Annotated in this window: 5 protein-coding genes; 2 read left to right on the forward strand and 3 right to left on the reverse strand. The window is 43.0% G+C overall.

Annotated elements, in window-relative coordinates:
- The first annotated feature begins 94 nt into the window (after positions 1 to 94).
- On the forward strand, positions 95 to 415 hold the full coding sequence (locus A3766_RS18610) for a type II toxin-antitoxin system RelE/ParE family toxin (RefSeq protein ID WP_068506946.1): 321 nt from the start codon (positions 95 to 97) through the stop codon (positions 413 to 415).
- A 566-nt stretch (positions 416 to 981) separates the two neighbouring features.
- Here the strand turns inward: A3766_RS18610 and A3766_RS18615 are convergent.
- The gene (locus A3766_RS18615; protein ID WP_231875540.1) at positions 982 to 1,611 is read right to left on the reverse strand and encodes a TetR/AcrR family transcriptional regulator; all 630 of its coding nucleotides are present in this window, start codon (positions 1,609 to 1,611) and stop codon (positions 982 to 984) included.
- A 180-nt stretch (positions 1,612 to 1,791) separates the two neighbouring features.
- Between A3766_RS18615 and A3766_RS18620 the strand changes: the two genes are divergently transcribed.
- A complete protein-coding gene (locus tag A3766_RS18620; protein ID WP_068506966.1) occupies positions 1,792 to 2,958 on the forward strand; it encodes a carboxylesterase in 1,167 nt (388 codons plus the stop codon).
- A 51-nt stretch (positions 2,959 to 3,009) separates the two neighbouring features.
- Here the strand turns inward: A3766_RS18620 and A3766_RS18625 are convergent, their stop codons facing one another.
- Both A3766_RS18625 and A3766_RS32090 read right to left on the reverse strand, forming a co-directional pair.
- Positions 3,010 to 3,315, reverse strand: a complete 306-nt coding sequence (locus A3766_RS18625; protein ID WP_068506944.1) for a DUF962 domain-containing protein — start codon at positions 3,313 to 3,315, stop codon at positions 3,010 to 3,012.
- A 14-nt stretch (positions 3,316 to 3,329) separates the two neighbouring features.
- Positions 3,330 to 3,539 (reverse strand): hypothetical protein (locus A3766_RS32090; protein WP_231882927.1); only part of this gene is annotated, 210 nt, incomplete at its 5' end.

Consider the following 3,539-nt stretch of genomic DNA (forward strand, 5'->3'; position numbering starts at 1 on the left):
GAATTACGCCAGCTTATTAAAGATGGTGAAAATAGCCCCATTATCGAAAATTGGAATGCTGATGATTTTATTCAACGGATGAAGAAAAAGCATAATGCATAAAAACCAAAGCTTTTTTGTACACCAAAAAGCAGATGAAGACTTAGAAGCTATTTTTGATTATAGCCTAGAGAAATTTGGTTTTGCTCGAGCTGCACGTTATATCAAAGATATAGAAATAATGTTTAAGCAATTAGCTTGCAATCCTCAGAAGGGAAATACGTTTGATATCCAACTACCAAGCTGTTTGCATGTAAGAGTTGAGTCACATTTCATTTATTATGCAGAGTGCCAGGGTGGCATTGAAATCTTCAGGGTTCTTCATCAACGCATGGAACCAAGTAAACATCTAATTGATATCCTAGATCAAGATTAAGCTCTTTGCCGCCAATGAATTTGATGTAACTTTTTGAGACATCTAATCGGAATTTTCTTCACTAGTGCCAATGAGTCCGCATTTAAGACCCTGACAACTCAAATAGGGTGCGCCGTGCGCACCGATAAACCCCGCGACTCAAACAAACAGTAATGGGGGGGCGGCCAAAGCAATTTCCCTAACCTGTAGGCAGAGCCTTCCACGGCTCGCAAGCGGGCTAGCACGGGGCAGATTCATGCGAGGGGTTGAACCCTCTGCCTACTAAGACGAGGTATCAAACTCCGCTGGTGCGCACGGCACACCCTATTGATATCGAAGAGTCCGAACTTGGCATATTCGCACTTTATTCGTAGGTCGGGCTTCAGCCCGACGCGGTGCTTACAATACCTATTAACTACCTCATTGGCACCGATCTGTCGGGTTGAAACCCGACCTACAAGGTACGTACTAGGGGCCGAATTTGGCACTTTAACGACTAAGTAATGCGCAGGAGTCGTGCGCTTTAGTCGAACGCAGTGTTCTAATAGCTCAGCTCAAGCGCTGACTTTTACAATTAATATTTATCATTATTTATATCGAGCCAAAAACATATCAACGGTTTCGCGCACTAGTGCTTGTTTTTCAGGTTCAGATAAAACAGGCGCAATTTGAACAACTTGAGGCCAAAAGCAACTTCCCTTTATTAGGTTGTGAAGCTGTGTGAAAGCTAGCTCTGTGTCATGTAAATTTATGCGCTTATCTTTAGACGCGCTTTCTAACCATAGCGTCAGCGCGGTGTCTTCATCATCGAACTTTTCAAGTTCTTTTTGTAGGGCCTCCGGCTGGAACAGGAAGTGCCCTAGCGCCACGCGTGCTAAATCGATATATTCTTTGTCGCCCACCAGATTCACTTCTTGCTTTAGTAATGCTGTTAGCTGCTCACCCAAGGGGCTGACGGCATCATAATGAACATCAATTTTCACCATCGCCTGATCCCATAGATCTTTCAGCAAATACATTACCAAGGCTTCTTTAGAGTCGAAGTGATTGTAGACCGTTCGCTTTGATACCTGGGCAATTTCCGCTAGCTTATCCATGCTTGTCGCATCTACGCCATATTCCTTAAAGGCTTTTCTCGCGGCATCAATGATCGCCTCTCTCTTTAATTCACTGCGGCTTTTGCTTTTTTCGCTTAAGGTCTGACAGATTACGTTCACATTGAGTCTCAACAGCTTAAATACCAATAAAGTACATTTTTACACTGCATAGTTTACTTTTCAATTTAAATAAGTAAACTGCACTGATTAGTTTACTTATTGTATGGCGACGTCATGGTGGGCTCAGTGATGGATCGCTATGGAAGCGGGCAGCTTGCTGTAAGTCAGAAGGAGAGAATCATGTTACGTTTAATAGCGCGCGTTGCTTTGGTGCTTACAGCACTGATGATTGTTAAAGGTTGTGCGAGTATGCCGGACAGCAAAATGCCTTTGCATCAGAGTGCTGAGTATTACAATTATATTCAGCGAGACTTTGAAAGCTATATAGAGGTGTCTAGAGCATGGTTATCGCATAACCGAAGTTTTATTTCACAGAACAAGCAAAAAGAGATCAACATGAACGCACCGTTTATGTTGATGCCTAATGAGCCGACACAGAAAGCTGTATTGCTGGTTCACGGCTTGGGAGACTCGCCTTATTCTTTTTCTGATATTGCTAAATCGCTCCACGGCGAAGGGTATGCTGTTCACGTTTTACTTTTGCCTGGGCACGGAAGTAAGCCTTCGGACTTAATGCTCTCTCACTATGAAGATTGGCAAGACATTGTTGACCACTATGCTCTACAGCTGAAAAAACAGTACAACAAGGTTTTACTAGGCGGTTTTTCTACCGGTGCAAACCTCGTGACTATCAATGCCATTGAGCAGGGTGGTGTTGATGGTTTGCTTCTGTTTTCTCCGGGCTTTGAGACATTTTCACCTTTTGTAGAGCGTTTGGCTCCCATCTTTGCGACATTTATGGACTGGGGCTGGAAGGCAGAAGAAGATAACCTAGCCCGATATCGCTCCTCGCCAATTAATGCTTCGATCGCTTACTCTGAGAGTGCACAATATGTCAGAGACTTATTTGAATCAAAGCAAACAAATGTCCCAACCCTGATTGTGATGAGCGAGGCAGACAGTGTCATTAACCCTCATGCCATCAAAGGATACTTTGACTCAAACTTCACCCATGCATCAAATCGCTTCATTTGGTATGGAGAGTCTATTATTGAAGACGATAAGATTATCACTAAGTCTATGAAACTGCCGGAACTGAGAATCAGTTCTGGCTCACATATGAGCCCACTATTCGCTCCAGACAACCCTTACTACGGCAAAAAAGGAGAAAAACGAATGTGCGGAAACAGCTTTAATCCCTCAAATACGCGCCGATGCGAAGAGGGTGAAAGTGTATGGTTTTCAGCATGGGGTTATAGCGAAGAAGACAAACTATTTGCCCGTTTAACATGGAACCCTTACTACTCGAAAATGGAGCAAGCTCTAAGACTTTTTCTTCGGAATTAAACATGCTGCTCTATGCGAATGTTGCGTGACCAGACAGTGGTTCCCTCACAACTAAGACCAGCTAACTTTGCCGAGCAGCATATCCTTAAACATCACAAAGTCACCCATTAAACTCCATAGCGGGTATGTAAAAGTAGCCGGACGGTTCTTTTCAAAAAAGAAATGTCCGACCCAGGCGAAACCATAACCGACTAGTGGCAGAGCGATTAGCAGTGACCAATTTTGCGTACTAATAAGTGTAACGAGCAGTAAAATAACGAGTGCAGTACCGAGGAAGTGCAAGCGCCTGCATGTCGCGTTGCTGTGTTCAGATAGGTAGTAAGGGTAGAATTCTTTGAAGCTTTGGTAGGTTTTCATTTTGGATAACTCTCTTATTGTTTTTTATATAGTAATCTTATCGGTGCTGCAGTGCCAATTGTTGCTAAGGTGAATTTTCTCTTAAGTTTAATTGATAGATAACATGATTTTTTAGCTTCGGTTAAGCAGTGGTGCTTTATGTCTTGGATACAAATCACTCGAAAAAGGCCAGATATTTGTATAAAATAGCGCCCGGTAAAATCCGGTAACTCGTTATCATCGAG

This window comes from Oleiphilus sp. HI0132 (genome assembly GCF_001635845.1).

Excerpts from the sequence above, each read along its gene's own strand:
- A3766_RS18610 (WP_068506946.1), top strand. The coding sequence starts at position 95 with ATGCATAAAAACCAAAGCTTTTTTGTACACCAAAAAGCAGATGAAGAC.
- A3766_RS18620 (WP_068506966.1), top strand. The coding sequence starts at position 1,792 with ATGTTACGTTTAATAGCGCGCGTTGCTTTGGTGCTTACAGCACTGATG.
- A3766_RS18625 (WP_068506944.1), bottom strand. The coding sequence starts at position 3,315 with ATGAAAACCTACCAAAGCTTCAAAGAATTCTACCCTTACTACCTATCT.